A 26,773-nucleotide genomic window follows, 5' to 3' on the forward strand; every position below is an offset into this window, starting at 1 on the left:
CGCAGGGGCTGAATTACCGCGTGCGGGCAGGAAGTGCTCGCAGATCGGCGATCAGCTCCCTGAGCTTGTCCCGTGTCAATGCTCGTGCCGCAACGTGCTGCACCCCGCGATCACGCGCCAGGGTCCACAGCTGTAGCCGCAAATCGATATCCACATCCTCGTCGCCGACCGGCAGCAGGTAGGCCACATCGGTGACACCGCATAGTGCACACAGCGCGTCCGCGACCTCGCGCGTGACCTCCAGGACCGCACCGGTGCGCAGAGCCGCGATTTCGCAGGGAGCCACCGTGCGCCCCAGCGCCTCGGTCAGCGCGGCGGCGATCTGCTCGTTGTTCATCGCCGGTTCGTCCCATCGGTGCGAATAGGCGATCATGCGGTCGATCTTCCGAGCTAACGGCAGTGCCATGGGAGTCCTCACCGGTTGATCCGTCGGGTTGCCGAAAGTGTCTGCTGCATCTGTGACCACCGCTGCGCGAACTCCTCGGCGCGCTCGGACTCCGATTCCGGCAGCCGCTCCAGTAGCCAGCGCAGATACAACAACTCCGTGTGATCGTCGGCGGTGGGTGCCTGCGGCGCGCGGCGCAGATAGTGGCCCAACAGCATTTCGATGGTGGCCGCGCTCAGTGTCCCGTCGAAGCGCTGATGCTCGATATCGGCGATAGTCCACGCCCTCAGTATGCGGTCAGCGATAGTGTTCATGCCTTCGACCAGCGGTGCGAGACGTTCATCATCACCCGCGGCTTCGGTCACCCTCTGCGCCATCGCCACGGTGTCCTGGAACAAGTTGGCCGGGATCGGAACGTAGAGCACCTTTGACGTCGGCTGGGCCGCATCAGCGACAGCGGTGACTCTTGGGGGGAGGTGCTTGGTGAAGGCGTCCGATGCGGAGCCGTCCTTCCATTGCAGCACCGTGTCCAGCCTGGGCAATGTGTCGTTGCGGATTCGCCCGGCCTGGCCGCTTTCGATCTTGTCGATCGTCCTTGGGTTCAGCCCGACGGCCGCATGAACCGCCTGCTTGGACAAGCCCAGCTCTTCACGCCGCGCCTGCACTACCTGGCCTAGGTACTCGGGGTGTCGTGTAGTCATCGCCTCGACTCTGTGTAGAAGGGCTGGCAGAACGGGCTGCTGTACCCACATTGCTGTCGACACTACATGACCTGAGTCGGTACTTCCTAGTCGGGATATCCGTAGTTATCTACGTCATATACAGGCGCGGGAAAAGTTAACTACATAGCTGTAGTGCCGATAGTGTGTACTTAACTGGTTGAAACTGCGCACCAAAATGCGTACTATGACGCTGCAGCGACAGGTAGCTACATGTCAGGCCCTGATGTGACGCCCGTGTAGTGGAGCCTGCTCAGTACCGAGCTAGCTCACAGGCGTCACCCGGCTACCGCTTCAACTAAGGAAACAGGCAATGGACAACACCAACGACATCTGGCTGACGAGCAAGGAAGTCGCGTTACGGCTCAAGGTCGAGGTCTGCACGCTGGACAACTGGGCCTACACCGGCACCGGTCCCGACTTCATCAAGCCGGGACGTATCCGCCGCTATGCCCTGGCCGACATCATCGCGTGGGAGGACCGACTACGGGCCGAAGCGAAACTTCGACGGCAAATCGCCCAGGCCAATGTCCGTCGTCACGTCGCCTGATCGCTTCCAAGCTGAGGCATCGGCGGAGGCTTGCCCGATCGACGCAGGAGCCTCGCTGACGCGTTCTTGCAAGTGGCGCACAAGCGCTACTCGGGATCTCCCGCGCAATCGTTGCCATCATCCACACAGTTCAGGTATGAAATGAAAACTCACTCCGACAACAACGTTTCGATCTTCGATCCCAGTCGGCGAAGGTTGAGACCGCCCGGCACCGCCATAAGCAGACTCGTCCTCGTCGTGCCGACGTTCGAGCTGCCCCGCCATCACCCGGATGTCCTGTTTGCGGCAGTGTGCATGATTCAGGCACTCAACCCTGATGAGCTTGTCCACCGGGGAGATCCTGGCGAGCCATCGCACGTAGAAAACCGGTACCTCGAAACCCTCCGGCGGTCGTATCGCGGAGCGCTAGGTTTCCAATTCTCGCCAGGCTTGAACCTCGGTAAGTACGACATCACCTCACTGCCGCCGATTTATGAGCTTGACGTCAACCGGATCGCGGTAGGCCAGCCTGCCGTTCTTGTCGGAATCGGACCGGGGAAGACGGCCCTTCGTGCAGCTATCGCATCCGGTCGATCAATAGTCATGGCCGCTGATCCGACGACGGCGTCCGCCAGGTGGCGTGACGGCGATGTGTGTGCGAATCGAATCGCGAAGGAAGCGGTTTTATGACCGCCGATGAGGTGTGGCTCACCACCGAAGATCTTTCCCGGCGGTTTCAGGTCCCAGTGAAGACGATATCCGTATGGGCATCAGCCGGAAAAGGTCCTCGCTACATAAAGGTCGGCCGGTACAGGCGATATCGGCTGAGTGACATCGAAGAGTGGGAGCAGGATCTCCTAAAAACCAGCCGCACTCGGCGAGCTGCATAAGGAAACTCGTTCTCGGTTGAGACCGGAAACTCCGACCCCCCTACGACGATAGGTCTACGGGGGGTCGGAGCGCGTACGCAGGGCGAGGTTCAGCTATCTGTCGGCTAATTTTTCTCGGTAGACGGATGTTCGGTTGGCAATCAATAGTTTGCTGCGCCTCGGTCCAGGGGAGGCGCGGAAGATAATTCGATCCAGAGAGCGTGGAGATGGCAAGTATCCAGGTCCGTGAAATCATGATGGGCCCGCGGGGTGGCCCAAAGAAGAAGGTAAAGCGGTACATCGTTCGTTGGGAGGATCAGAACGGGATACCTGACTCGAAAACCTTCGACAAGCGTGGTCGTTTTGATATTCCGGACACGGCCGAGTACTTCAAGAGCAAGATCGAGGCGAAGCTTCGTGACGGTGAGTATGTTAATCCCGACCTCGGCAAGCAGAATATTAAGTCGTATGCCGAGAAATGGCGAGACCGTGCCCGTAAGGATGGAACGTTTAAGGCTCGGCAGCAGTTCATCAACAACCTGGGGCCTCTCGCAAAGCTCGGCCTGGCGCAGATTCAACGCAGTGATATCCGTGACTGGACTGACTTACTCCTCACCGGGCGACCATGGTGTAAGGGAAAGTCGGTCCAGCTCTCGACTGCCTCGTTGTACCTCCAGCATCTGACGACTCTTCTGCAAATCGCAGTGGACGATGAGCTGATTGTCAAGAATGCGGCCAGGAAGTTCAGGCTCGACGGGGATGACTACGAAGAGGGGCTGAAAGGCCCGACTGCTACAGAGCTCCTCACGCCACAGCTCATCAGTCGCGTTCGGGAACACGCCTCCGAGACCGTCTCCATCATGATCCTGCTGAGCGCGCTGACTGGCCTGCGGGTCAGCGAAGTCGCTGGCCTCCGCGTCCAGGACGTGAACTTCGTGCGGCGAGAGCTCAACGTGGTCCAGCAGGCTGCACGCAGCCCCAAAAAGGAACCGATCACGCCCAAGACAAAGTCGTCGCGCCGCACCATCCCGCTGTCCAAGTCGGCTGTGGAAACCCTCGCCGCCTACCTCGCCGACGATGCCCACAGCCGTGGTCCCGGCGAATTGATCTTCGCCGCGCCGCGAGGTGGTCGCTGGTATGCCACCTTGCTCGGTGGCAACTTCCGTCGAGCGTGTGACAAAGCAGGGCTCGGGACGGGCTGGTCATGGCACGACCTGCGCCACTATTTCGCGTCGCGGCTAATCTTCAAGGGCCGTGATGTAAAGACGGTCAGCGAACTCCTAGGACACTCCTCTCCGAATATGACCTGGAAGGTTTACGTCCACCTGTGGCCCGGCCAGGAAGATGCTCTGAGGGAAGACATGGACGAAGCGCTCCAGGACATTACTGCGAAGCGATGGGATGAGAATGGGATGGCATCGGACCTGCGGGCAGAGGCTGCCTAGCCTCGTGGGATCATGGACAACGCCGAATCCCACTTGTGACCAGGAGACCCGTGCCTAGCTTTGTCGACACGACGTTCACCGATCCGTCCCGGATCCGGAACTTCTGCATCATCGCCCACATCGACCACGGCAAGTCGACCCTGGCCGATCGGATGTTGCAGCTGACCGGTGTGGTCGAGGAGCGGGCGATGCGCGCCCAGTACCTGGACCGGATGGACATCGAGCGCGAGCGCGGGATCACCATCAAGGCGCAGAACGTCCGGCTGCCGTGGCAGGTCGACGGCACCGACTACGTGCTGCACCTGATCGACACCCCGGGCCACGTCGACTTCACCTACGAGGTGTCGCGCGCGCTGGAGGCCTGTGAGGGTGCGATCCTGCTGGTCGACGCCGCGCAGGGGATCGAGGCGCAGACCCTCGCCAATCTCTACCTGGCGATGGACAAGGACCTCACCATCATCCCGGTCCTGAACAAGATCGACCTGCCCGCCGCCGACCCGGATCGCTACGCCGCCGAGATCGCCCACATCGTCGGCTGTGAACCCGACGACGTGCTCCGCGTGTCCGGCAAGACCGGCGTCGGTGTGCCCGCGCTGCTCGACGAGGCGGTCCGGTTGGTCCCGCCGCCGGTCGGCGACGCCGACGCGCCCGCCCGCGCCATGATCTTCGACTCCGTCTACGACACCTACCGCGGCGTGGTCACCTACATCCGCGTGGTCGACGGCAAGCTGACCCCGCGTCAGAAGATCAAGATGATGTCGACCGGCGCGACCCACGAACTGCTCGAGATCGGCATCGTCTCGCCCGAACCCAAGCCCACCCAGGGCCTGGGCGTCGGTGAGGTGGGCTACCTCATCACCGGCGTGAAGGACGTTCGTCAGTCCAAGGTCGGTGACACCATCACCAGCGCCCGCGACGGCGCGACACAGGCCCTCACCGGGTACCGCGAACCCCAGCCGATGGTCTACTCCGGCCTCTACCCGGTGGACGGTTCGGACTACCCGAACCTGCGCGACGCCCTGGACAAGCTCCAGCTCAACGACGCCGCGCTCACCTACGTGCCGGAAACCTCGGTGGCGCTCGGTTTCGGCTTCCGCTGCGGCTTCCTCGGTCTGCTGCACATGGAGATCACCCGCGAACGCCTCGAGCGCGAGTTCGGCCTCGATCTCATCTCCACCGCGCCCAACGTGATCTACCGCGTGGTCATGGAAGACGGCAAGGAACACATCGTCACCAATCCCTCGTTCTGGCCGGAGGGCAAGGTGCGCCAGGCGTTCGAGCCGGTCACCAAGTGCACCGTGATCGCGCCGAGCGAGTTCATCGGTTCGATCATGGAGCTGTGCCAGTCGCGGCGCGGCGAGCTGCTCGGCATGGACTACCTGTCCGAGACCCGCGTCGAGATGCGGTACACGCTGCCGATGGCCGAGATCATCTTCGACTTCTTCGATTCGCTGAAGTCGCGCACGCGCGGCTACGCCAGCCTCGATTACGAGGAGGCGGGCGAGCAGGAAGCCGCACTGGTGAAGGTCGACATCCTGTTGCAGGGCGAGGCCGTCGACGCGTTCAGCGCCATCGTGCACAAGGACGCGGCCCAGCCGTATGGCAACAAGATGACGACCAAGCTGCGCGAACTCATCCCGCGTCAGCAGTTCGAGGTGCCCATCCAGGCGGCGATCGGCTCGAAGATCATCGCGCGCGAGAACATCCGCGCCATCCGCAAGGACGTGCTCGCCAAGTGCTACGGCGGTGACATCAGCCGTAAGCGCAAGCTGCTCGAGAAGCAGAAGGAAGGCAAGAAGCGTATGAAGACCATCGGGCGGGTCGACGTGCCGCAGGAGGCCTTCGTGGCCGCGCTGTCCTCGGACGCGGCCTCGGACAAGCCGAAGGGCAAGTAACTCAGCCGGGTTCGGTGGGCACACGCACGGTGAGGCGTGTGCCGCCGAGCGGGCTGCGGCTCAATTCGGCTGTACCGCCGTGTAATTCTGCCTGCTGACGAACCAGCGCCAGTCCGAGTCCCGATCCGGGTGAACCGGGACGTTTGACGAAGCGGTCGAAAGCGTTGGCGCCCAGGTGTTCCGGGATGCCGGTGCCGTTGTCGTCGATGGTGATCGAGCCAGGCTCCGCCCGGACCCGCACCACGCTCGCCTGCCCGTGGTGTACCGCGTTGGCGACGGCGTTCGTCACGATCAGCATGATTCCGCCGGGCAGCCCGGTCATCGGGACCGGATCGCAGGCGGTGAGCGTGATCTCGGTGCCGGGGTGGGCGCGGCGCGCGTTCTGCACCGCGCGGTCGAGGGTTTCGCACAGCTCGAACGGTTCGAACGCGGCGCGGTCGGTGAGTTCGCCGACGGCCAGGCGCTCGAGATCGGTGAGGGTGTGCTCGATCTGGCGCTCGGCCTCGAGCACGTCGGCCAGGACGGTGCCGCGCTGCTCGGCGGGTAGTTCGGTACCGGCGAGCACCTGCAGGTCGGTGCGCATGGCGGTGAGCGGGGTGCGCAGTTCGTGCGCGCAGACGGCGGCGAAATCGCGGGCGCTCGCCAGGGCCTGATTGGTTTGTCCGTGGGCGGTTTCCAGGCGTTCGAGCATGCGGTTGATGGCGTCGGACAGTTCCTCGGCCTCCCTGACTCCGCGTCCCGGCAGCGGCGGCAGGCGGTCGAGGGTATCGATCTCGTGTGTGGCCGAGGCGAGCCTGCGCAGCGGCCGGGCCGCGAAACCGGCCAGCACCCAACCCAATCCGGCCGCGACGAGCACTCCACCCACGCCGATGCCGAGCCCGATCAGCTGGCTGCGGGTGATGGCGGCATCGATCAGGTCGCGATCGGGGTTGAGCCGCACGACCATCCCGGGCGCGCCCTGCACGAGCGCCAGCCCGACATCCGGCGGCGCGGGACGAGTGAGCGGTCGGCCGTCGGGCAGCGGACCGGCCGAGCCGTCTGGTGTGACCTCGTCCGGTGCGGGCGCGGGTGACGTTTCGAAGGGAGTCGCAGGCTCGGGCGGAATCGGTGGTGCGGAAGGGATTCTATGGGCGGGGTGGGCGACGATGACCCGCATCGTCGAAACGGTCTCGTCGAGCTGACGGTCGCCCGCGGCCTTGAGCAGTGCCGCGTAGGTGAGCCCGAGCGTCACCGCGACGACCGCGGCGACCACCGCCGACACCACCGCGACTCGGGTACGCAACGACCACGAGCGCGTTCTCACGGCTGCTCCCGCATGACGAACCCGACCCCGCGCACGGTGTGCACCACTCGCTCCACCCCGTCGGCCTCCAATTTCCGGCGTAGATACGACACGAACACATCAACCACATTCGTGTCGGTGCTGAAGTCGTAGCCCCACACGGTGGACAGGATCTGTTCACGACCAAGCACGATGCCCACATTGCGGGCCAGCATCCCCAGCAGTTCGAACTCGCGTTTGGTCAGGTCGACCGGTCGTCCGGCCGCGTGCACCCGGTGCCCGGCCAGGTCGATCGCCACCGCACCGACACGGATCGTCTCGCCGTTGGACCCGCCGGTGACCGGCCTGCGCCGCAACAACGCCCGCAGCCGGGCCACGAGTTCGCCGAGGTCGAAGGGCTTGGTGAGGTAGTCGTCGGCACCCTTTTCCAGGGCGGCGATGCGGTCGGTCACCGCGCTGCGGGCGCTGAGCACGCAGATGGGGATGTCGTTGCCCATCGCCCGCAACGCCGTGACCACGCCCACGCCGTCGAGCTCGGGCATGTTCACATCGAGCACCATCGCGTCGGGTGCGGCCGAGCGCACCAGGGTGAGGGCAGCGGCGCCGTCGCTCGCGGTGAGCACTTCGAACCCCGACAGTTCCAGCCCGCGCCGCAGTGACGCGAGCACGCGGATCTCGTCGTCGACGACCAAGATCTGCTGTCCGGTCATCTGCTCACCCTAGTGCGATCGATCGTCACAGCAGGTCAGCGCGGGAGAGCCGGACGCGCGGGGCGCGCGCCGTCGGGCAGCTCGATGACGGTCCGCTCCCCGCCCGGCGCGATCCGCACACACTCGACGCCCTCGGGCAGCTCGCCGGGCGCGCCAGGGCCGATATGGATCGTGTGGTCGTGGCCGGGGTGTGCGGGGAAACGCTCGAGGTCGATGCGCGGTTCGAGCGGCGGTTCCGGCGGCACGGGCAGGTCGCCGCCGGGGGCTGTGCAGATGATCCGGACGTGTTCGCCGTGGTCGGGTGCGCCGGGCTGGGCGAGCGCGGCGCCGCTGAGGGTCGCGGTGAGCAGCGCCACGCCGCCGACGGTCGCGGTGACGACGCCGATGCGGCGGCGCAGGGAGGAAGTGGTCATGATCGGTCTCCTGGCTGTGTGGTCGCCGACTCGTCTCGGTCGGCGAAACCGACGCTAGGCAGGCGATCTTCACGCTTCGTTGAGCGATCGTTAGAGTTCTCTTGGGATCTGCGTCCCCCTGATTCCGACGGCTCGCCGAAAGGCGTTGCTCGCCATAAGGTGGGACCGGTCGTCCTGGTGGAAATGACAGTACAGATCCGGGCAATTAGTGTTGGATGATCTTCACTTCGCCTCGTTCGTGGGTGGGGAGAGTCAGCGATGCGAGTGGTGGAGCAAGAATGACGCGGGAACTGCCTTTCGACGACGATGACGCGCGCGCCGACGGCACCGACACGGCCTACTTGGTGGCCAACGGTGTTGCTCGGGTGGCGCGGGCCGGCGCGTACGTCACCGGTGGCGCGCTGGTCGCCGCCAACGGGACGAGCCCGGAACAGGGCACCAGCAATGCCGACAGCCGCTACGCCGGCTGGTCGTCGCAGGTGCCGAGCGACCCGGAGCCCGACGCACCGAGCCCGGTCCTCACCTTCCCCGACCTGCCCGCGGAACCGGCGCCGAACCCGTTGCCCTACAGCCCCTTCGGTACGCAGCGCCCCATGGACGGCGATGTCACGCTGACCTCGCAGCCACGCGAAAGCGGTTGGCGCCCCGAGATTCCGGGCTCCGACGGCGACCAGGGCATGCGGATTCCCGGCACCGACGACGACGATTCGTCGAACGGCATCGGCATCCCCTCCTACGGGCCCAAACCGGGCTACGGCGACAGCGGCTTCGGCATCCCGGGCACCGACAAGCCGAGCGCCGGCCAGCCCGGCGCCGGACAGCCGGGCGCCGGATTCCCCGAACTCGACGGCATTCCCGGCATCGGCATCCCGGGATACGACGGCCTCCCCGGCGGTATCCCCGGTTACGACGGCGTCCCCGGCGGCGGCATCGGCATCCCCGGCTACGACGGCCTGCCCGGTGCGGGCATTCCCGGCTACGACGGCGGTATCCCCGGCTACGACCACGGCCTGCCCGGTTTCGGTGGGCTGCCCGGCTCCGACGGGGCAAGCCAGGTCGCCGGCCCCGGCGGCGCCTTCGACGGCATCGGTGACCTCGGCGGCCTGTTCGACGGCTTCGGTGCGATGGTGACCTCCGACTGGCAGATCGACATGCACGCCGGGCTCGACGGTGTGTGGTTCACCTCCCAGATGAAGGTCGACGTGCAGGTCGGCAATGTCGGCGACGCACTCGACGACTACAGCCAGTGGCTCGGCGACGGAATTCGCATCCCCGGCGAGCCCGCACCGCTCGACGGTGCGGGGAGTGGGGTACCTGGTGCCCCGACCGGCCCGGCGCTGCCCGGTTCGGCACTGCCTGGTTCGGACGTACCCGGTGGATCGACGGGTCCGGCGCTGCCCGGCTCCGAGGCCCCTGCGGCGAGCCCTGGTCTCCCAGGATCCGCGGATCTGCCCGCATCGACTGCTCCCGGCTCGACCGGTGGGTCCCTCGCACCCGGACAGAGCGCACCCGGTCAGCCCGCGCCCGGCGCACCCGGTCAGACCGATTCCGTCACACCCGGCCCCGGCGGATCGGCCTTGCCCGGTGCCACCGCGCCCGGCTCTGGCGGGTCGGCCGTGCCCGGCGCCACCGCGCCCGGTCACACCGGACCGGGTCAGACCGCACCGACGCAAGGCACGGTCGTCCCGGGTCAGTCCGCTCCGGCCCCCAGCCATGCGGCCCCGGGCGGCGTAGCGCCGGTAACCGGTGTGCCCGCGCCCACCGCCATGGCGCCCGTCGCCCCCGCACCGGTGGCCCCGGCGCCGATCGCTCCGGCCCCCGCCGCCATCGCACCCGCACCGATCGCCGCGGCACCCGCTCCGGCACCCGTCGCCCCGGTCCCGGCTCCGGTTCCAGTCGTCGCCGCGCCGATCGCACCGAGCCCGGTGGTCAGCACGCCCCTGCAGACCACCATCCAGCCCGACGCGGCGACCACCCCCATCGCCAACGTGCTCGGCGGTCCGGCGGGTGCGTCCCCGCTCACCGCGCCCGCGGCGGCTGTGCCGGGTCTGCTCGCTCCGACGCCGGTCACCAAACCTGTTGTGGTTCCCGAGCCTTCGACCAGCACGCCGACACCCCTGCCCACCGTCACCCCGCCGTCGACGCCGACGACCGTCGACCTCAGTACGCCCTCGACGGTGAAGCTGCCCGAGGTGCCGACCGTCACAGTCCCGACAACACGCCCCGACGTGACGGTGCCGACGGTCACCGTGCCGACCACCGGAGTCACCGTCCCGGTGACGCCCACCTACCCCGACGACGACCTCACCACCGGCCCCGGTACGGGCGCGACCACGCCGAGCACCCCCAGCGTCGATACGCCCGCCGACCCCACCGGCCCGACCGCGTCGGTGCCCACGGCGACCGTACCCACACAGCAGCCGACCGCGCCGACCAAGCAACCGACCGTCGACGTCGACCCGCCCGCGGTGGTCACCCCGCCCGCCACGGTGGCGCCGACCGTCGCACCGGTGAAACCGCCGGTCATCGAGACCAAGCCCATCGCCGCCGAGTTCGATCAGCACGACGGCGGCTACTATGGCGCCTCGGCCGGTCTGTTCGAGCCGGGCGTCGGTGCCGCCGACTTGTCGTCGGCGTTTCCCACCGCGCACGCTGGGTACGACTTCGTCTAGTCCCAGAACGAGGACCGGGCCCATGCAACGAGAGTGAGGAACAGGTTGTCTGCCGCGACCGGACTGCAGACCGCGACGGTAAAGCACCCGGACGCGATGGCACCGGTGGTCTCGCTCGTCGACGAATTGCGGGACCTGGTCCGCTCCGGCGGGCGCGACGACCTCGATGCCCGCCTCGGCATGGTGCGGGCACGGCTCACCGATCCCCGGGTGCGCATGGTCGTCGTCGGCGAACCGGGCGCCGGGATGAGCACCCTGGTCAACAGCATGGTCGGCACTCCGGTCAGCGCCACCGACGGCAAGCCGAGCGTGCCGGTGATCGTCGAATACGGCCGGACACCGACCGCGACGCTGGTGAAGTCGGACCCGCGCGGCCGGATCGAGCGCGTGCCGGTCGACCCGCTCGACCCCGGTCCGGCGCTGATCTCGCTCGGCGTCGTGCGCGCCGAATTCGCCGAGCCGAGCCCCCTGCTCGCCGACGGCCTCGTGGTGATGGACGCACCGGGCGCGACCACCCACGACAAAGCGGCCTGGTCGATGATCGCCGCCGCCGACGTGGTCCTCTACGCCACCGACTCGGCCGCCGAACTCACCCCGGCTCAGCTGGACTACCTGCGCCGCGTCGAACGGGTCTGCCCGTCGGTGGTGTGTGTGCTCACCAAGATCGACCGCAACCCGCACTGGTCGCTCACCCAGCGCCGCAACCGGGCCCTGCTCGACGAAGCGGGACTGAACTTCGCTGTCGCCCCTGTGTCGGCGGTGCTGCACCGCCAGGCGGGCGAGACCCGTGACCCGCAGCGGGATATCGAATCCGGGGTGCCCCAGCTCATCGATCACCTGCGCGAATTCGTGGTCGCCCGCGCCGATTCGGTCGCGGTGACCGCGGCGGTGCGCGATATCGCGCTGGTCACCGACCAGCTCACCGTCACCCTGCGCGCCGAGGCCGACACCCTGCGCGACCCGCGCCGCCGCGCCGAGATCACGCAGCGACTGGCCGCCGCCCGCACCGAGGCCGATCAGCTGCGTCAGCGCACCGCCACCTGGCAGGTCACCCTGGTCGACGGCAGCGCCGAACTGGGTGCCGATATCGAACACGACCTGCGCCACCGGCTGCGCAGCCTCGTCCGGGAGGCCGAGGCCGAGATCTCGCGGATCGACCCCGCTCGCAAGTGGGCCGATTTCGCCACCGAACTCGACGCGCGGATCTGTGAGGCGGTCGAGGAGAACTTCGTGATGGCGCACTACCGTGCCGTCGAGCTGTCCGAGCAGGTGGCCGCGAAGTTCCCACCCGACAACCGCACCCCGCCGCTGCCGGAACTGCGCCTCACCAATCCGGGCGAGGTGCTCGAACCGGTGCAACCGCTCGAACCGTTGGAGAGCGCCAAAGCCGGTGTGGGACAGCAGTTCCTGTCCGCCCTGCGCGGCTCCTACGGCGGCATCCTGATGGTGGGTCTCGCCACCAGCCTGCTCGGTATGTCGCTGGTGAACTGGTACTCGGCGGGCGCGGGCGTGCTGCTCGGTGTGAACGCGCTGTGGGACGACCGGCGAAACCGCAAGCAGCGCAGGCAGGCCGAGGCCAAGGTGGCGGTCGCCCGGCTCGCCGACGACGTGATCTTCCAGGTGGGCAAGGAGTCCCGCAACCGGCTGCGCACGCTGCAGCGGGTGCTGCGCGACCACTACACCGAGATCGCCGCCGAGGTCTCGCGCACCGCCGAGGAGGCACTGCGCGCCGCCGAGGAGACCGGGCTGCGCTACGGCGACCACCGCGAACTGCGCCTCACCGAGATCGACGCCGGACTGCGCACGGTGGCCGCGCTGCGCGCACGGGCCGAGAAACTCGCCTACTGACTCGACTGGTGTACCGGGGTGTGGGCGGGCTGGAACTGGCCGGCCTGGCGTGAGTCCTCGGCCCGGATCACATGGGTCACCGCGTTGATGAGAGCCAGGTGGGTGAACGCCTGCGGGTAGTTGCCCAGGTGCCTGCCGGTGCGCGGATCGATCTCCTCGGCGTAGAGCCGTAGCGGGCTCGCCAGCCCGAGCAGCCGTTCGCACAGGTGGGTGGCGCGTTCGAGCTCGCCGATCTCCACCAGCGCCGACACCAGCCAGAACGAGCAGATCGTGAAAGTGCCCTCTTCGCCGGACAACCCGTCGTCGGTGGTGTCGGTGTCGTAGCGCAGGACCAGCCCGGACACGGTGAGCCGGTCGGCGATGGCGAGCACCGTGGCCCGCACCCGCGGGTCGTCGGCGGGCAGGAACCGGGTGAGCACGATCAGCAGCAGCGAGGCGTCGAGGGTGGTGCCGCCATAGGTCTGCGTGAACACCCCGTCGGCATCGACGCCGTTGGCCAGGACGTCGTCGCGGATCTCCTCGGCGATCTCGAACCAGCGCGTCGCGTGGGTGTGCTTGCCGTGCAGCTGTGCCAGCCGGGCGCCACGGTCGAGCGCCACCCAGCACATCACCTTCGACGCGGTGAAGTGCTGCGGTTCGCCGCGTACCTCCCAGATGCCGCGATCGGGTTCACGCCAGTGGTCGATCGCCGCGTTCACCGTGCGTTCGAGCATGGGCCACAACGAATCCGGCACCTGCTGGCGCGATTTCATGTGCAGGTACACCGCGTCGAGCATGGTGCCCCAGATGTCGTGCTGGTCCTGGTCGTAGGCGGCGTTACCGATTCGGACCGGCTGGGAGTAGTCGTAGCCCGACAGCTCGGGCAACGTTTCCTCGGTGAGGTGGCGTTCGCCGCCGATACCGTAGAGCACCTGCAGGGGTACGGCGTCGCCGTTGTCGCCGGTGGTCACGTCGTTGAGGAAGTTGAAGAAGTCGTCGGCCTCGTGGTCGAGACCGAGGGTGTACAAGCCCCACAGCGCGAAACTCGAGTCCCGCACCCAGGTGTAGCGGTAGTCCCAATTGCGTTCGCCGCCAGGGGTTTCCGGCAGCGATGTGGTCGGCGCGGCGAGCAGGGCGCCGGTGGGGGCGTAGGTGAGGCCCTTGAGGGTCAGTGCGCTGCGCTGCAGATAGTTGCGCCACGGGTGGTCGGGGAAATCGCCGAGGGTGATCCAGCGCCGCCAGCACTCGGCCGTGGTCCACATCTTGTCGGCCGCCTCGTCGAAGGTGGCGGGCGCGGGCAGTTCCGACCAGGTGAGCGCGACGAATCTGTTGTCGCCCTCGCTGAGCCTGGTCCGCGCCCGCGCCTCGCGGCCCTCCAACCCGAGCCGTAGATCGGTGGTGAGTGTCAGGCTCGGGCAGGAGTCGTCGGCGACGCACGACGCGGTGGCCTGCTCGTACACCTTGCCGGTGTACTCCCAGCGCGCACCGTCGCGGTGATAGTCGAACGACGGCTCGCAGCTCAACTCCAGTTCCACCGTGCCGCTCACACACTTCACCGTCCGCAGCAGGATGTGCTCGGCGTCCCAGTCCATCGGGGTGCGGCGGAAGCTGCGCGAACGGGAGGTGGTGTTGTGCCACGGGCCGAGGACCAGCGCGTCGCGCACGATCATCCAGCCGGTCTCGGTCTGCCAGGTCGTCTCCAGGATCATCCCGCCCGGCAGATAACGCCGCGCGGCGGGCACGTGCACGCCGTACGGCCCGATCCGGAAATGGCCGGCGGCACGATCGAGGACGGCGCCGAACACGCTCGGCGAGTCCGGCCGCGGCACACACATCCACTCGACCGAGCCGCTGCTGGCTATCAGGCAGTTGGTCTCACAGTCGGACAGAAAGGCGTAGTCGTCGATCGGTGGGAAGGCGCCTCGTCGGCCACTCGAGAGTACCGGCGTCAGAATCGGCAAACTGTCTTCGTGAGAAGAGGGCATACCTCATGATCTGTGCGATGTCGGCCCGCGTCCACCGCACTGGATAGACCGCCCGGTCGTGAGGGGTGTTCACGATGACCGACTAGGGTGGTCGTCGTGCAACGGATCGCAGGATGGTGGGACGGCTTCGAACTGTGGGTGGCCGGGCTGCCGTTCATTCCCCAATTTCTCGTCGTTCTGGTCGGCATGGTTCCGATCAGCTTCGCCATCGCCTACGGCCTCGACCGCGCCCTGCGCGCGATCTTCCGTGCGCTCGGCCGCGACGACCGCGCCGAGCTCGCATCCGTCCCGGCGCCCGCTCCGGCACGCCCCACCGTCGGCAGCGGTGCCCGCTGATGCCACGTTCACGCGTTCAGCTCGCCCTCGTCGCCCTGCTCGTCCTGGTCGTCATCGCCTGGTTCTTCACCAGGTGACCGGCGCGCGCCGATAGCGCACACCGGTCGGCCGGATCAGTTCTTACGCCAATCGTCGAAACGTTTGCCCAGGTCGGCGACGGTACGGCCGACTTCCTGGCCGACGGTGTTCACCGCCGATCCCACATCGCGCCCCAGATCGCGCACGGTGCGCACCAGCATGTCCTCGGACTGGTCGAACGATTCGCGGTAGTGGCGGGCCGCCTCCTTCACCTCGTCGCTGATGCGCGCGTTGCGATCCTGCTCGCGTCGCGGATAGGTGCCCGAAAGGACCCGGTCGTATTCGCCGGACTGTATCCAGCGGCGCAGTTCGGCGGCGCGCAGCACCGAGAACGGATGCGACTGCAATTCCAGGTTGAGCAGCTTGAGCACGCCGTCGCGCAGGTCGCCCGAACGCAGATAGTCGTCGGCCTGGTCGAGGAAGGCGCCGTGGTTCATCTCCTTCAGCCAGGCGCCGCCCGCCGTCTTCATGTGCACGCGCACCGAGGCGTCCACGTCCTGGCAGCACAGCAGTCCCGCACGGTCGCCGGACAGTTCGGACTTGCGGCTCCACTCCATCAGCGCAGCGACGATCGCGCGTAGCGCCCAGCCACCCACCGGCATCCAGCCCACCGAGGCCGACAATCGCATCAGATGCATCAGCATCGTGCGGTACACGGCGTGCCCGGACAGCGCGTGCCCGAGTTCGTGCCCGATGACGAACCGCAGCTCCTCGGTGTCCATCAGCTCGAGCAAGCCGGTGGTGAGCACGATGAACGGCTTGTCCATCCCGATGGTGAAGGCGTTCACCGACGGGTCCTGCAGCACGAACATCTCCGGGGTGACCTGCGCGTCGAGCACGCCGACACAGTCGGCGCGCAACTGGTGCAGGGTGCGGAACTGACGATCGTCGACCCGCACTGCGGTAGCCAGGTAGAGCAACCGGTGCTGGCGTTCCCGCAGCAGGCTCGACAGTGCGCGCAGCACCGTGTCGAACCCGCTCAGCGACCGCAGTGTCACCAGCGCGGTGCGGTCGGCCGGGTGCTCCCAGGTGCGCGTGCTGATCTCCGGAAAACGTGTCCGGACCCGGTCAGGAGCCATGGTCATGGCTGAAATCCCCCCTCGTTGTTGAACTCTCGTCGATGTGAACCATCTCGTGCAGTCTGTTAGAGTCTGCCTGTGTTGTCGAGCGTCGTTCCGCAGATCCGCCATGAGCTGGCGTTGATCGCGGTCGGCAATCTCGCTGTCGCCGACATCCTCTGTCGCTGATCCGGCCACCGGACACGTCCCCGCGTGCGCGCCGACTAGACTGGCGCGCGCTTTCCTTTCGCAGTCGTAGTCCGGCACGGCCGGGGCTCACCGGGCCGAGTCGCGCCCACTGTCGACAAGAGCAAACCCTGCGGCAACGAAAGAAGTTGCGCGGCAGGTCTTTCCCGAAAGGTTCATCCCGATGTCTCGCAGCACCTGGATCGGTTCGCCTCGCCGTGCCGCCGCGCTCGCCTGCACGCTCGTCGCGGCGATGACGCTGAGCGCGTGCGGCGGCGGGGTCAGCGACTCGACCGACGACAGTGTGGCGGTGGCCGACGGGAGCGGGGGCACCATCACGCTCTACGCCTACGCCGTACCCAAGCCTGGCTTCGACGCCCTCGTTCCCGAGTTCAACAAGACAGAAGCCGGCGACGGTGTCGCGGTCCGCGTATCCTACGGTGCGTCGGGAGACCAGTCCCGCAAGGTCAGAGACGGCGCCGAGGCCGATGTGGTGAACTTCTCCCTCGAGCCGGACATGACCCGCCTGGTCGACGCGGGTCTGGTGGAGGAGAGCTGGAACGCCGACGCCGGCCGGGGCATCGCCTTCGGTTCCGTCGTCACGATGGTGGTCCGTGAGGGCAACCCCAAAGGCATCAGGGACTGGGACGACCTGCTGAAGCCCGGCGTCGAGGTCGTCACTCCCAACCCGTTCAGTTCCGGCTCGGCCAAGTGGAATCTGCTCGCGCCGTATGCCGCCAAGAGCGAGGGCGGGAAGAACCCGCAGGCAGGCCTGGACTACCTGACCCAGCTGATCTCCGAGCATGTCGAGGTGCAGCCGAAGTCCGGCCGCGAAGCCACCGAGACCTTCCTGCAGGGCACCGGTGACGTGCTGCTGAGCTACGAGAACGAGGCCATCTTCGCCGAGCGCAACGGTGAGCCGATCGAACATGTGAACCCGCCGGTCACCATCAAGATCGAGAACCCGGTCGCGGTGCTGAAGCACTCCGCGAACATGACCCAGGCGCTCGCGTTCCGCGACTTCCTGTTCACCCCGCAGGGACAGCGCACCTGGGCACGGGAAGGCTTCCGCCCGGTCGACCCTGCCGTGGCCGCCGAGTTCACCGCCGACTTCCCGCAACCGGCCACGCTCTGGACCATCGACGACCTCGGCGGCTGGAAGACGGTCAACAAGGAACTGTTCACACAGGGCACCGGCAAGATCGCCGTCGTCTACGACCAGGCGACCAGGTAAGCCGTGACCCAGCGCACACGAGATACTGGACAACTGTGACTGACAGCAGTGGGCACGCCGGAACCGGGGATATCTCCAGCCCCGACGCCGCCGAAGCCCTGGAACCCAAAGCGACCAAGCCGCCGGGCCGGCGTTGGTCGTGGCTGCGCGTCACCGGCTCGGTCGGCCCGCTCGCCATCGCCACTGCCGTGTTGTGGCTCAGCGTGATCGTGCTGTTGCCCCTCGCCGCGCTCACGGTCAGCTCGTTCGAACGCGGGTGGTCCGGCTTCTGGGCTGCGATCACCGCCCCCACGGCGCTGGATTCGCTGCGGGTGACGATCGGTGTCTCGGTGATCGTGGCCGTACTCAACGTCGTGATGGGCACCCTCATCGCCTGGGTGCTCGTGCGTGACGAATTTCCCGGCAAGGGCATCGTCAACGCACTGATCGATCTGCCGTTCGCGCTGCCGACGATCGTGGCCTCCATCGTGCTGCTGTCGCTGTACGGCCCGAGCAGCCCGGTCGACATCCACCTCAACGCCACTCAGCCAGGCCTGATCGTGGCGCTGGCGTTTGTGACCTTGCCGTTCGTCGTGCGGTCGGTGCAGCCGGTGCTGATCGAGGTCGACCGTGAGGTGGAGCAGGCCGCGCTCTCGCTTGGCGCGAACAACTGGATCACCTTCCGGCGCATCGTGCTGCCCACACTGGCGCCGGCGATCATCTCCGGTGGCGGCCTGGCTTTCGCCCGCGCGATCGGCGAATACGGTTCGGTGGTCCTGATCGGGGGCAACATCCCGCGCGAAACCCAGGTGACCTCGCAGTACATTCAGCAGCAGATCGAGATGGACCGGCCGGTCAACGCGGCCGCGGTGTCGGTGGCGCTGCTCGTCATCGCCTTCGCCACGCTGCTGGTACTGCGGCTGCTGGCCGAGCGCACCGCCCGCAAAGAAGAGGCGGCCCGATGAAACTGTCCGCGTTCACGAGGATCTCGCTGCGCACGGTCGCGCTCGGATACCTGCTCATTCTGCTGGTGCTGCCGCTGGTCGTCATCCTGTGGCGCACCTTCGAACGCGGGATCGGCGCATTCTACGACTCCATCACCACTCCCGCGGCGATCTCGGCCTTCCAGGTCTCGCTGCTCATCGTGGCTATCGTCGTGCCACTGAACGTGGTCTTCGGAGTCGTCACCGCGCTGGCGCTGGTGCGGAGCAAGTTCCCGGGGCGCAGCCTGGTGCAGGGCATCGTCGATCTGCCCTTCGCCGCCTCGCCTGTCGTCGTCGGCGTCGCCCTGATCCTGCTGTGGGGTGCGGGCGGCTGGTTCGGTGGCCTGCGCGACCTCGGCTTCCAGGTGATCTTCAGCCTGCCGGGCATGGTGCTGGCCACCATCTTCGTCACCTTGCCGTTCGTGGTGCGCGAGGTGGAGCCGGTGCTGCACGAGATCGGTGACGACCAGGAACAGGCCGCGGCCACCCTCGGTGCGTCCGCGGCGCAGACCTTCTGGCGGATCACGCTGCCCGCGATCCGGTGGGGCCTGACCTACGGCATCGTGCTCACGGTGGCCCGCGCGCTCGGCGAATTCGGCGCGGTGATCATGGTCTCTACCGCACTGCCCGGCAAATCCCAGACGTTGACGCTGCTGGTGCACGGCCGCTACATCGACGACCACAACACCTTCGGCGCCTACAGCGCGGCCACCCTCCTGATGGGCATGGCGCTGGTCGTCCTCCTCCTGATGACTCTTCTCGAACGCAAGCGGGGCACCGAATGATCACCGTGACCAACGCGCGTAAGAACTACGGTTCCTTCGCCGCTCTCGACGACGTCAGCATCGACATCCCGTCCGGCGAGCTGACCGCCCTGCTCGGCCCGTCCGGTTCGGGCAAGTCCACCCTGCTGCGCTCGATCGCCGGCCTGGAGAATCTGGATTCGGGTGTCGTGGTCATCGCGGGCAACGACGTCACCCACGTGCCGCCGCAGAAGCGCGACATCGGCTTCGTGTTCCAGCACTACGCCGCGTTCAAGCACATGACCGTGCGCGACAACGTCGCCTTCGGTCTCACGATCCGCAAGCGGCCGAAGAAGGAGATCGACAAGCGCGTCGACGAGCTGCTCGGCATCGTCGGCCTCGACGGTTTCCAGCACCGGTACCCGGCGCAGCTCTCGGGTGGTCAGCGTCAGCGCATGGCACTGGCCCGCGCGCTCGCCGTCGACCCGCAGGTGCTGCTGCTCGACGAGCCGTTCGGCGCGCTCGACGCCAAGGTGCGCACCGATCTGCGTCAGTGGCTGCGCAGACTGCACGACGAGGTGCACGTGACCACCGTGCTGGTCACCCACGACCAGGAGGAAGCCCTCGACGTGGCCGACCGGATCGCGGTGATGAACAAGGGCCGCATCGAGCAGGTCGGTTCGCCCGAGGAGGTCTACGACCGGCCGGCCAACGAGTTCGTGATGTCGTTCCTCGGCGCGGTCGCCCGGCTCAACGGTCACCTGGTCCGCCCGCACGACATCCGCATCGGTCGCGATCCGAGCATGGCGCTGGCCGAGCACGAGGGCACCGCCGAGTCGGCTGGGGTCACCCGGGCCACCGTCGAACGCATCGTCCGGCTGGGTTTCGAGGTCCGCCTCGAATTGCGCAATGCCGCGACCGGCGATCAGTTCGCCGCGCAGGTGACGCGCGGTGACGCCGCCGCCCTCCGGCTCAACGAGGGCGAGACCGTCTACGCCCGCGCGACCCGGATTCCGGACCTGCCGCAAGCCTGAGCTCACTCAGGCCTCTGTTCTTGCGCGGATCACCGCAGGTAGTCGGTACCGCCGGTCCCGTGACGCGCCGCGCGCGAAGAATTTTTCGGATCTCGCCACGCGGGCTCGTGGACTGTGCATGACACGGTGTCACAGGTAGAGGCGTTTTTACTGGTGAGTAGCTTGACCAGGCACCGGCTCCGGTCGCGCGGATGCCGGATTCCAGGGGTTCGCGGAGTTGACGTGACCACCCGTAGGTGTAACTATTGGAAACAGTAAACGTCCCTTGAGGAGAGGCAGTGACGACGATGTCTGCGCCCACCAACCCTGACGTCGATCCTGTAGTCGCGGAGGCTCAGGCGTACGCCGAGAAGTTGCTGATGCTGTCCGAGGCTTCGGTGAATCGCCACTTCGACCCGTTCGAGGACATCGACTGGGACAACCCCGAATTCGATCCGGACTACAAGCCGGAGCGCTGGGTGCTTGTCACCTCCGCCGACCCGATCGGTCGCCACCCCTGGTACCAGGCCCTGCCGCTGGACGAGAAGATCGCCATCGGCAAGGTTCGCCAGGCCAATGTCGCCAAGGTCGGCCTCCAGTTCGAGGCCATCCTGATCATCGGCATGATGCAGCACATCTTCAACCTGAAGAACAACGATCCGGAATTCCGGTACTGCTCGCACGAGATGATCGAAGAGCACAACCACACCCTGATGTTCCAGGAGATGGTGAACCGCGTCGCCGACGTGCCGGGCATGAACCCGCTCGTGCGTCAGCTGCGCCACCTGGCCGCCCCGGCCGGTGCGCTGTTCCCGAACTTCTTCTTCATGGCCGTGCTCGCCGGCGAGGAGCCGATCGACCACATCCAGAAGGACATCCTGCGCTCGGGTGACGACATCCACCCGATCATGCGCGGCGTGATGGCGATCCACGTGGCCGAGGAAGCTCGCCACATCTCCTTCGCCCACGAGTTCCTGAAGAAGAACGTGCCCGCGCAGCCCGCGGTCAACAAGTTCGTGCTGTCGATCGCTATGCCGATCGTCATGTTCGTGCTCGGCCGCGCCATCGCGACCCCGCCGAAAACCTTCTTCAAGCAGTTCGAGATGCCCAAGGCGGTCCGCAAGGAACTGTTCTACGGCTCCAAGGAGGCCAAGCAGGTCTTCGCCGACTACTTCATCGACGTGCGCGCCTTGGCCGAGGAGATCGGTCTGATGAACCCGGTCGCCAAGAAGGTCTGGAAGCTGCTCGGCATCGATGGTCCGTCGAGCCGCTACCGTTCCGAGCCCAAGCGCTCCGCGAAGCACGCCGCCTGAGACGATAAATAGATGCCCTACGTTGTAACCCAGTCGTGCTGTAGCGACGCCTCGTGCGTCTACGCATGCCCGGTGAACTGCATTCATCCGACCCCGGATGAGCCGGACTTCCGTACGGCGGAGATGCTCTACGTCGACCCGGCCGCGTGTGTGGACTGCGGCGCCTGTGCCACCGCGTGCCCGGTCGACGCGATCACCTCCTCGAAGAAACTCACCGAAGAGCAGAAGCCCTTCATCGAGATCAACGCCGACTTCTACCGCGTGCAGCGCCCGCGTCCCACACTGGCCGCCCCGGTGATGCCGCCCGCCATCGACACCGAGCGCTCGCCGCTGCGGGTGGCGATCGTCGGGTCGGGGCCGTCGGCGATGTACGCCGCCGACGAGCTGCTCACCCAGCCGCGGGTGGCGGTGACCATGTTCGACCGGTTGCCGCAGGCCTACGGCCTGGCCCGTCTCGGCGTCGCGCCCGACCACAAGCGCACCCGTAAGGTCGCCGACCTGTTCGACGTGATGTCGAAGCAGGACGACTTCGGCATCTACCTCGATGTCGAGATCGGCACGCACATCAGCCACGCCGAACTGCTCGAGCACTTCCACGCGGTGATCTACGCGGTCGGCGCGTCGGCGGATCGCAAGCTGAACATCCCCGGTGAGGGGCTGCCCGGCAACGTGTCGGCCACCGACTTCGTCGCCTGGTACAACGGTCATCCCGACCACGCCGAGGATCGGTTCGATCTGAACCAGAAGCGCGTCGTGATCGTCGGCAACGGCAACGTCGCCCTCGACGTGGCCCGCATCCTGACCGTCGACCCGGCCACCCTCGCCGATACCGACATCGCGCCCTACGCCCTGAAGGCGTTGCGCGAGAGCAAGATCGAAGAGGTGGTCGTGCTCGGCCGCCGCGGTCCGGCCGAGTCGGCGTTCACGGTGCCCGAGTTCGTCGGCCTGCTGGCCGCCGATATCGACATCGCGATCGAGGGCGAGCTGCCCCCGGTGACCCCGGATCTGCCCTACAAGGTGGAGCAGAAGCTGCGTCTGCTGCACAGCGTGGCGCAGCGCCCGTTCGGTGACCGCAAGCGCATCGTGTTCCGGTACCTGTCCTCGCCCGTGGAGATCCTCGGCGCCGAAACGGTGACCGGCGTACGGGTCGAGCGCAACGAGCTGGTCACCGACGCCGACGGCCGCACCAGCGCGGTGCCGACCGGCGACACCGAACTCCTGGAAGCGGGCGTCGTGCTCACCTCGGTGGGCTACCGGGGCGTGCCGACCAAGGACCTGCCGTTCGATGACGCGCGCGGCGTGATCCCGAACGAGGCGGGCCGGGTGCTCGACGCTCCCGGCGGCGATGTCGTGCCGGGAACGTATGTGACCGGCTGGATCAAGCGCGGTCCCACCGGGTTCATCGGCACCAACAAGTCCTGTGCACAGGAAACCGTGCAGCAGCTCGCGGACGACTTCAACCGAGGCGCGCTGCGCGACCCGGCGCGTGCTGCGGGTGAGTTCGACAAGCTGGTGCGTTCACGTCGTCCGCAGGCGGTGGCCGGTGGGGCCGCCGCACCGCGCGTGGCGAGTGGCGGCATCAAGCGCCTGCTCGCTCGCGGCTGAGCGAACAGCCGAAGGCCCGCTACACCGACTGCGCGGTGTAGCGGGCCTTCGTCGTTCTCACCGATCGGTGCTCACTGTGCGGTGAAGCCGCCGTCGACGGTCACCGCGGCGCCCGTGACGAACGATGCCTCGGCGCTGAGCAGGAACGCGCACAGCGCCGCGATCTCGGCGGGCTGCGCGATACGCCCGATCGGGTGCAACGCCGCGATTGCCGCCTCTCCCTCGGGAGTGGCGCCCATCGACGCGCGGAACGCCGGGGTGTCGACCGCGCCGGAGACCAGCGCGTTCACCCGCACACCGGCAGCCGCGGTTTCCAGCGCCACCGACTTCGTCAGCCCGACCACGCCGTGCTTGGCCGCCACATAGGGCGCCACCGAGGCCATCCCGACCACGCCGAGGTTGGAGGCGTTGTTCAGGATGGCGCCTCCACCCGAGGCGATGATCGCGGGGATCTGGTGCCGCAAGCCGTAGAACACGCCGGTGAGGTTCAGCTCCAGGTCGGCGCGCCAGGCGTCGTCGCCGATCTCGGCGACCGGCCCGAAGGCGTTCACCGCGCCCGCGTTGTTGAACGCGGCGTCGAGCCTGCCGTACTCGGTGAGCGCGGCCTGGGTAAGCCGCTCGACATCGGTGTCGACGGTGACATCGGTCGGCACGAACAGCGCGCGCCCGCCCTCGGCCCGGATCTGCTCGGCGACCTGCTCGCCCTGGTCCTTGCCCCGGGCGCCGAGTACGACGGCCGCACCCTCGGCCGCGACCCGCAGCGCCACCGCCTTGCCGACGCCGGAGCTGGCGCCGGTGACGAGGACGACCTGGTCGGCGAAACGAGTGGACATGCGTAGTACCTTCTCTCCCTTGATGTTTCGGAGTCCGTGTGGATCGGCCTCCCGGACTTCGAGTCAACCGTCGGGCAGCGGTGCGTGCTGGCGGGTTTCGGCCGTTGCGTTGACATGTCACGCTTTCCGGGGGTTATACAAATCGAGCTTTTGGTTTTTCCGGCACGTGTATGCGAACTCGCAGTAAAAGAATTGATTACCGGTCGGTAATTACTGTCGTAGCCCTGATAACAAACCGCAAGAATGTATTTTCGATCGGCGTCGGGCGATTACTCCCGGGTAGCTGCTTCTCGGAGTCTGTAAGCGCTCGCGCGGACGTTCAGGGGACTGGACGGTCGACCTCATAGGGTTCTACCTGCGATTATGCGCCCTCTTGCATCCGAGGTGGAGTGTCGGGTATCAATCTCACAGCAATTCGGCCATGTTGCCGTTAATCTAGGCGAGCTGTTTGGGAAGACGACCGCGGCCACATGAGTGCGCTCGCGTGCTGGACGTGGTCACGGTGCGTTGACGGGATAGCAAAACAATGACCAGAGGTCTGGGTTTGAGCATCGGCACGGTCAATGCGATTTCGGCGGTTGTCGCCGAGGATCCGGCCAAGCCGACGGTACGCACACGCCGTACCGCCCTCACATTCGACGAAGCGGGCCGCCCCCGCATCGGCGCGATCAACGAATTCGCCTCGGCGATCACGGATTTCGCGGACCTGAGCCGCGAACCGGAGCCGATGGTGATCGCGGGGCGTTTCTACTCCGCCACCAACCTGATCGCCGCCGTTGCCACGGGGCTCATCGAACTGGCCGAGCCGGCCGCCGGGGTGGTGCTCACCTACCCGGCCACCTACACCGAGAAGCAGGTCGCCCTGCTCGGTCAGGCATTACACCTGGCGGGTGCCGGTCAGGTGCTGCTCGCGCCCGAACCGGTGGCCGCCGCCGAATGGCTCGAAGTCGAACACGGGCCGCTCGCACCGGGCTTCGTACTCGTCTACGACCTGGGCGCCAACAGCCTCGACCTGACCGTGCTGCGCGTCGGTCCCGACTGGCCGCACCACCCGATGGTCGGCACGCCCGCGCGGTCCACCGACTTCGGCGGAAAGCCGCTGGGCGAGATGGTCGCCCGGTACGCCGTCGAGTCACGCAACGGCCGCGCCACGGCGACACTCACCTCGATGGTGAACACCGACAGCCTGCGCGCCGAACACATCCGCGACACCTTCCCGCTGGTCAGCAAAACCGTTGCCGCCGCGGGCCTGCGGCTGGCCGACATCTCGCGCATCCTGCTCGTCGGCGGGGCCACGCGGCCGCCGGAGGTGGCGCGCACCCTCGCCGAGCTCGGCGTACCGCTGGTGACCGTGGCCGATCCGGGTCAGGTCGTCGCGGCGGGCGCGGCCGCCCTGGCCGCCCGCACCTTCGCGCCGGCACAGCAGAGCGGCAACTCGGCGCCGCACGTGGCCGTCTTCTCCAGCGCCGCCGTGGTTTCCGCGCTCGCGATGTCGGCGATGACGGTGTTCGGCAGCCCGTTCGATCCCGGCCTGACACCCGTCCTCGAACGGTTCCCCGCCCTCGGCGCCCCCGCCGACGCCTTGCTCTACGACATGAGCGCCGATCTGCTCGCCGCCCAGACCACGGGACTGGTCAACACGATCGACCCGGTCACCGGCAAGGTGCGCGTCGTCAGCGCGGCCGCGCGCACCGCGTACGAAATGATCGTCGGTGCGGCGTCAGGGGCACCCGAGCGTGGGGCATCGCAGGCGGATTCCGAGGGTGGCGAACGGTTCCGGGCCGGCGGCGGCGACTGCCGTTCCCCGGTCCTGGCTCGCACGTCCTACGGCGACCCCGCCCATTTCGTCAACCCGCTGCCGTTCGACAAGCCTTCCGCCGAGTCGCCGACCAACCCCGGCTCCGGCCCCGGGCCCATCACCAAACCCGGCCCCGGCCCCATCACCGACCCCGGCCCGATCGCCGGTGTCCCCTCGGCGGGATCGCCCAATTCCGAAATTCCCTCCGCCGGGGCTCCGACCATTCCCGGTGACACCTCCCTCCCGGCTCCCGGCACCGGTGCTCCCGACGTCTCGCCTCCCGCCACGGATGGCATCGATATCGGCGTGTCCGACGGAATCGGTAGCGGCCCGGGGCCTTCCGACAACCCGTACAACCCCGGTGGTACCGGCGGCATCCCATCCGGCGGCACGTCCGGCGGTTATCCGGGTGGCACCGGCGGCACCGATTCGGGTGCGTCGACCGGCGGCACGACCGGCGGAACGTCGGGCGGCGTCTCCGGCGGGACATCCGGTGGCGCGTCGGGTGGAACTGCCGGCGGAACATCGGGGGGGACCTCCGGCGGTTCGGACGCAGGCGGTTCCACGGGCGGCGCCTCGGGTGGTGACTCCGGCGGCGCCGGCTCCGGGGGCACGTCCGGCGACAGCAGCTCCGGCGGGTCCACCTCGGGCGGAACGTCCGGTGGCTCCACATCCGGTGGCTCGACCTCGGGTGGCACGTCGGGTGGTTCGACGTCGGGTGGCACGTCGGGCGGTTCGACGTCGGGTGGTACCTCGGGCGGTTCGGCCTCGGGTGGCTCGACTTCGGGTGGCTCGACTTCGGGTGGTACCTCCGGCGGCAGCGACTCCGGTGGCTCGTCCGGCGGCGACGGCGGTGGAGGCGGCGGCGGTTCGCGCCGCTGAG

23 protein-coding genes are annotated in these 26,773 nt (G+C 67.4%); 15 read left to right on the forward strand and 8 right to left on the reverse strand.

From position 1 onward, the window contains the following. Window positions 1–13: 13 nt before the first annotated feature. Window positions 14–406 carry a hypothetical protein gene (locus NI2_RS05330; RefSeq protein ID WP_067486612.1) on the reverse strand — a complete coding sequence of 131 codons (393 nt, stop codon included), beginning with the start codon at window positions 404–406 and terminating at the stop codon, window positions 14–16. An 8-nt stretch (window positions 407–414) separates the two neighbouring features. Then, window positions 415–1,086 carry a helix-turn-helix domain-containing protein gene (locus NI2_RS05335; RefSeq protein ID WP_166655772.1) on the reverse strand — a complete coding sequence of 224 codons (672 nt, stop codon included), beginning with the start codon at window positions 1,084–1,086 and terminating at the stop codon, window positions 415–417. 331 nt (window positions 1,087–1,417) lie between these two features. Here NI2_RS05335 and NI2_RS05340 point away from each other — a divergent pair, with 331 nt between their 5' ends. From NI2_RS05340 to lepA, 4 genes are all read left to right on the forward strand, one after another. Then, window positions 1,418–1,654: a helix-turn-helix transcriptional regulator gene (locus tag NI2_RS05340; RefSeq protein WP_062986479.1), complete on the forward strand. Its 237-nt coding sequence runs from the start codon at window positions 1,418–1,420 to the stop codon at window positions 1,652–1,654. Between the two features lie 665 nt (window positions 1,655–2,319). Beyond that, window positions 2,320–2,523 carry a helix-turn-helix domain-containing protein gene (locus NI2_RS32800; RefSeq protein WP_084475938.1) on the forward strand — a complete coding sequence of 68 codons (204 nt, stop codon included), beginning with the start codon at window positions 2,320–2,322 and terminating at the stop codon, window positions 2,521–2,523. A 206-nt stretch (window positions 2,524–2,729) separates the two neighbouring features. After that, window positions 2,730–3,947 carry a tyrosine-type recombinase/integrase gene (locus NI2_RS05345; RefSeq protein ID WP_067486616.1) on the forward strand — a complete coding sequence of 406 codons (1,218 nt, stop codon included), beginning with the start codon at window positions 2,730–2,732 and terminating at the stop codon, window positions 3,945–3,947. Window positions 3,948–3,982: 35 nt separating this feature from the next. After that, a complete protein-coding gene (gene lepA / locus NI2_RS05350) occupies window positions 3,983–5,842 on the forward strand; it encodes a translation elongation factor 4 (protein ID WP_067486619.1) in 1,860 nt (619 codons plus the stop codon). A 1-nt stretch (window position 5,843) separates the two neighbouring features. Here the strand turns inward: lepA and NI2_RS05355 are convergent, their stop codons facing one another. Genes NI2_RS05355 through NI2_RS05365 form a run of 3 tightly spaced genes read right to left on the reverse strand, consistent with a single transcriptional unit; the run spans window position 5,844 to window position 8,247 of the window. Then, window positions 5,844–7,145 (reverse strand): sensor histidine kinase, encoded by a 1,302-nt coding sequence (locus NI2_RS05355; RefSeq protein WP_067486622.1) that lies wholly within the window; start codon window positions 7,143–7,145, stop codon window positions 5,844–5,846. Beyond that, window positions 7,142–7,834, reverse strand: a complete 693-nt coding sequence (locus NI2_RS05360; protein WP_067486625.1) for a response regulator transcription factor — start codon at window positions 7,832–7,834, stop codon at window positions 7,142–7,144. Before NI2_RS05360 ends, NI2_RS05355 begins: the two co-directional genes overlap by 4 nt. Window positions 7,835–7,869: 35 nt before the next feature. Further along, a complete protein-coding gene (locus tag NI2_RS05365) occupies window positions 7,870–8,247 on the reverse strand; it encodes a hypothetical protein (RefSeq protein ID WP_067486628.1) in 378 nt (125 codons plus the stop codon). A 278-nt stretch (window positions 8,248–8,525) separates the two neighbouring features. Between NI2_RS05365 and NI2_RS05370 the strand changes: the two genes are divergently transcribed. After that, window positions 8,526–10,919, forward strand: a complete 2,394-nt coding sequence (locus NI2_RS05370) for a hypothetical protein (RefSeq protein ID WP_067486631.1) — start codon at window positions 8,526–8,528, stop codon at window positions 10,917–10,919. Between the two features lie 45 nt (window positions 10,920–10,964). Then, window positions 10,965–12,767 carry a P-loop NTPase family protein gene (locus tag NI2_RS05375; protein WP_067486634.1) on the forward strand — a complete coding sequence of 601 codons (1,803 nt, stop codon included), beginning with the start codon at window positions 10,965–10,967 and terminating at the stop codon, window positions 12,765–12,767. Here NI2_RS05375 and NI2_RS05380 read toward each other — a convergent pair. Beyond that, window positions 12,761–14,731, reverse strand: coding sequence for a glycoside hydrolase family 15 protein (locus NI2_RS05380; RefSeq protein ID WP_067486637.1), 1,971 nt, complete (start codon window positions 14,729–14,731; stop codon window positions 12,761–12,763). The two genes, NI2_RS05375 and NI2_RS05380, sit on opposite strands and share 7 nt — an antisense overlap. Before the next feature lie 96 nt (window positions 14,732–14,827). Between NI2_RS05380 and NI2_RS05385 the strand changes: the two genes are divergently transcribed. Continuing rightward, window positions 14,828–15,067: a hypothetical protein gene (locus NI2_RS05385; RefSeq protein WP_067487098.1), complete on the forward strand. Its 240-nt coding sequence runs from the start codon at window positions 14,828–14,830 to the stop codon at window positions 15,065–15,067. Window positions 15,068–15,180: 113 nt separating this feature from the next. Here the strand turns inward: NI2_RS05385 and NI2_RS05390 are convergent, their stop codons facing one another. Continuing rightward, window positions 15,181–16,230, reverse strand: a complete 1,050-nt coding sequence (locus NI2_RS05390) for a M48 family metallopeptidase (protein ID WP_067486640.1) — start codon at window positions 16,228–16,230, stop codon at window positions 15,181–15,183. Window positions 16,231–16,302: 72 nt separating this feature from the next. On the opposite strand from NI2_RS05390, the gene NI2_RS35630 reads away from it, so the two are divergent. From NI2_RS35630 to NI2_RS05420, 7 genes are all read left to right on the forward strand, one after another. Then, window positions 16,303–16,392, forward strand: a complete 90-nt coding sequence (locus NI2_RS35630; protein ID WP_341805469.1) for an Ms4533A family Cys-rich leader peptide — start codon at window positions 16,303–16,305, stop codon at window positions 16,390–16,392. Window positions 16,393–16,573: 181 nt separating this feature from the next. Next, window positions 16,574–17,623: a sulfate ABC transporter substrate-binding protein gene (locus tag NI2_RS05395; protein ID WP_067486642.1), complete on the forward strand. Its 1,050-nt coding sequence runs from the start codon at window positions 16,574–16,576 to the stop codon at window positions 17,621–17,623. Between the two features lie 98 nt (window positions 17,624–17,721). Further along, the gene (cysT, locus tag NI2_RS05400) at window positions 17,722–18,567 is read left to right on the forward strand and encodes a sulfate ABC transporter permease subunit CysT (protein ID WP_067487101.1); all 846 of its coding nucleotides are present in this window, start codon (window positions 17,722–17,724) and stop codon (window positions 18,565–18,567) included. After that, complete coding sequence (gene cysW / locus NI2_RS05405; RefSeq protein WP_067486645.1) at window positions 18,564–19,370, forward strand: sulfate ABC transporter permease subunit CysW; 807 nt, start codon at window positions 18,564–18,566, stop codon at window positions 19,368–19,370. The genes cysT and cysW overlap by 4 nt, the downstream gene beginning before the upstream one ends. Beyond that, window positions 19,367–20,362, forward strand: a complete 996-nt coding sequence (locus NI2_RS05410; RefSeq protein WP_067486649.1) for a sulfate/molybdate ABC transporter ATP-binding protein — start codon at window positions 19,367–19,369, stop codon at window positions 20,360–20,362. The genes cysW and NI2_RS05410 overlap by 4 nt, the downstream gene beginning before the upstream one ends. Before the next feature lie 278 nt (window positions 20,363–20,640). Further along, window positions 20,641–21,654 (forward strand): AurF N-oxygenase family protein, encoded by a 1,014-nt coding sequence (locus tag NI2_RS05415; protein WP_370465790.1) that lies wholly within the window; start codon window positions 20,641–20,643, stop codon window positions 21,652–21,654. A gap of 12 nt (window positions 21,655–21,666) precedes the next feature. Continuing rightward, entirely contained in the window at window positions 21,667–23,259 is a 1,593-nt protein-coding gene (locus NI2_RS05420; protein WP_084475944.1) for an FAD-dependent oxidoreductase, read from the forward strand. A 71-nt stretch (window positions 23,260–23,330) separates the two neighbouring features. Here NI2_RS05420 and NI2_RS05425 read toward each other — a convergent pair whose 3' ends face one another. Then, the gene (locus tag NI2_RS05425; protein ID WP_067486657.1) at window positions 23,331–24,092 is read right to left on the reverse strand and encodes an SDR family NAD(P)-dependent oxidoreductase; all 762 of its coding nucleotides are present in this window, start codon (window positions 24,090–24,092) and stop codon (window positions 23,331–23,333) included. Window positions 24,093–24,618: 526 nt separating this feature from the next. Here NI2_RS05425 and NI2_RS33580 point away from each other — a divergent pair. Further along, on the forward strand, window positions 24,619–26,772 hold the full coding sequence (locus tag NI2_RS33580) for an Hsp70 family protein (protein ID WP_067486660.1): 2,154 nt from the start codon (window positions 24,619–24,621) through the stop codon (window positions 26,770–26,772). Window position 26,773: the final 1 nt, after the last annotated feature.

The organism is Nocardia ignorata NBRC 108230 (assembly GCF_001612905.1).
Taxonomy (GTDB): Bacteria; Actinomycetota; Actinomycetes; order Mycobacteriales; family Mycobacteriaceae; genus Nocardia; species Nocardia ignorata.